This window comes from Candidatus Chloroploca mongolica (assembly GCF_004762035.2).
GTDB classification, from domain to species: Bacteria; Chloroflexota; Chloroflexia; order Chloroflexales; family Chloroflexaceae; genus Chloroploca; species Chloroploca mongolica.
Genome location: NZ_SIJK02000143.1, coordinates 1 through 2,764 on the forward strand (window position 1 = coordinate 1; position 2,764 = coordinate 2,764).

General features: G+C 61.3%; 3 protein-coding genes. 2 read left to right on the plus strand and 1 reads right to left on the minus strand.

The genetic code is table 11. The features are described 5' to 3' along the window. Positions 1–724: formylglycine-generating enzyme family protein (locus EYB53_RS25150; protein ID WP_167857622.1), on the plus strand; the 724-nt coding region annotated here is incomplete at its 5' end. Positions 725–743: 19 nt separating this feature from the next. Beyond that, positions 744–2,159, plus strand: a complete 1,416-nt coding sequence (locus tag EYB53_RS25155; RefSeq protein ID WP_205712775.1) for a vWA domain-containing protein — start codon at positions 744–746, stop codon at positions 2,157–2,159. 85 nt (positions 2,160–2,244) lie between these two features. On the opposite strand, the gene EYB53_RS25160 is transcribed toward EYB53_RS25155, so the two are convergent. Then, on the minus strand, positions 2,245–2,490 hold the full coding sequence (locus EYB53_RS25160) for a hypothetical protein (protein WP_135482362.1): 246 nt from the start codon (positions 2,488–2,490) through the stop codon (positions 2,245–2,247). Between the last annotated feature and the right edge of the window lie 274 nt (positions 2,491–2,764).

Sequence of the window (2,764 nt, forward strand, 5' to 3'; positions counted from 1 at the left end):
GGGCAGCAGCAAGGCTGATCCTCTGGCCGAGGAGGATGAGCAACCACAACACATGCTGGAATTACCTACCTACTGGATCGGCAAGACTGAAGTGACCAATGTCCAGTTCCGGCCCTTCGTTGAGGGCGACGGCTACACCAACCGGGCATATTGGGATGACGCGGGCTGGCAGTGGCTCAATAGCCTTGAGCGCGACCGGCCAGGATGTTGGGATGACAGGCAATGGAATGGCGACAATCTACCAGTGGTTTGTGTGAGTTGGTATGAGACGATGGCATACTGCCGCTGGTTGAGTGCGCAGACTGGGCAGGAATTCCGCCTACCAACAGAAGCAGAGTGGGAGAAGGCTGCGCGTGGCAATGACGGGCAGATCTTCCCTTGGGGTGACACCTGGGATGTGCAATTGACCAACGGTGCCGAGTCCGGCATCGGTCAAACTACGATGGTGGGTCAGTATCCCGGCGGGGCGAGCCCCTATGGGGCGCTAGATATGGCGGGTAATGCTTGGGAATGGACTTCGAGTGCCTACAAAGAATATCCTTACAATTCGGGCGACGGACGGGATGATCTACGCAGACCGGCGGAGACTACCTTTGTCCTGCGTGGAGGATCATGGTTTGATCGTAACTCTTTTAACTTTCGCACGGCTGATCGCCTCTTCCTATCACCCAACTACTACGATATCCATCGAAACGTTGGTTTCCGGCTTGCGCGAAACACATAGCCAGTAACGAAGCACTATAATGTTCTTTTCACTCTCCTCAGACCATCTCAATCAACTCGTCCCGCTGCTGGGCAGCCTGGCGCGACTGATCGCTAGCTATGGCATGATTGCCGACGAGCAGATCGAACTGCTGCTCGACGCCGCCGACCTTGACCCAGATCCGGCCGCCCTCGCCGAGCTCAGGCGGTGGGCGCGCCTGCTCACCCGTGCGCGTGAGACTCCGAGCCCAGCCTTGCGCCAGACTGTGGTCGAGGGCTTGCTGCTACGCGGCTTGCCCGAGGCGTCGGTGTTTCTGGCGGTCGCCACGGTAACGGGCGACACGCCAGGGTCAGCCCCAGGCACCGTCTCGGCACCTACCCCATCTCGCCTTGAGGCTAGCGTGACCACCCTGGACTTTGGCATGCTCCCCGCCGGCCAGGGGGCTATGCTGGATCTGGAGGTGCGAGGTGGCCCCGGCCAGGTCGTGGTCGAGAGCGATCAGGTGCGGGTGACGCCGGCACAGTTCGGGGTTGGGGCGACGCATCTGCGCGTCGAGGTGCGCCCCCTGGCGAGCGGCCTGCTCTGGACCTCGCTGAAGCTTGTGACGGTGGGCGTGACCGTCGAGGTGCCGGTGATGGCGCAGTGGGAAGAGGCAGCGGCACCCCTTCCCATGGCGAGTACGATCCAGTCGCCTACTGCGGAATCTACATCAAGCGTCCCTTCTTACAGTTTCACTTTTGCAGAAGCGTCGCTGCGGCATCTGCCCGTCTACCTGCTGCTGGATGTCTCCGCCAGTCTAGCGTGGGCGCTGATGCAGGGTCTGGAAGAGCTTCAGCATGCGTTGCTGGCCGACCCTTTTGCTCGTGATCACGTTCGCCTGGGGATCATGACCTTTAGCAACAGCGCGGAGTGGCTAACCAACGGGCTGATCAAGGTCGAAGACATGCAGCAGGTTCTTCCAACCCTTCAGGCTACCCATGCTCCATTGCCCAGGTTGGGTTGGCAGCAGAGCGGCAGGCGAGGCGTCGCCCGTCTTGACCTGGCCTTGCAGAAGTTGTCCGAATCAATTGACCGCGATGTGACCAAAGCGGTGAAAGGAGGGCAGAAGGGCGACTGGCGTCCGGTTGTCTTCATTCTGACTGACGGGGGGCCAACCGATGAGCAAGGCAACCTGACGGATAGCCTGTGGCAGCCCGCCCACGCAGCGCTGATTAACCGGCCCAGGGGGCAGATCAAACCGAGCACAATTGTCGCCGTCGGCTGCGGCCCCAATGTGGACGACAGCACGCTCAAGGCGATGAGCACGGGCAACGCCTTTTGGATGGGGAATAGCCCGGCCGCCTGCTTCGCGCTCTTCCAGTACCTTTCGCAGAGCATTACTAACTCGTTGCAGCCCGGCGGGGATCCCGCCGATTCCCTGGCGCAGTGCCCTTCGACCCCGATCTCATCCGGATAGCGTAGGAGCCAGCCTGATGCGGAACGGCTTTGTATTTGGTGATCGCGGTCTGGGCGCCTCCGGCGACACCCACCCGCTATGGGCGCTAGGCCACGCCCTGGCCGGCCCCTATCTTGTGGCCGGCGCGAGCGCGGTGGGCCAACTCCACCTTGCGCATGAACTGCCGTGCGACGATGCGTTCATAGTGCGCTCCCTCGGCCCCTGGCTTGCGGCAGAGGGTCGTTGAGGGACTGCTGCTGCGCGGCTTGCCCGAGGCGGTAGTGCTGCTGGCAGTCGCCGAAGTGACAAGCAGCAAGCCGCAGCCGATGCTGACCTCTGCCTCACCGGACACGCTCCCACCTGCACCCGTGCGTACATGCCTGATGGCGAGTGTGGCTAGACTGGACTTCGGCATTCTGGACCAAAGGGAAGAAACGCTCCTTTGAACAGCCCGCCTAATAAATGGTGCTAGAGCGTGTTGGTATGGAGTGTGTTCTGCCCGTCACTCGTTACTTGCCACTCACAACAGGTATAAGCCATGTCCTCCTCACTTTCGACCGAACAAATTACCCAACTCGTCCCGCTGCTGGGCAGCCTGGCGCGGCTGCTGGCTGATAGATCGCAGC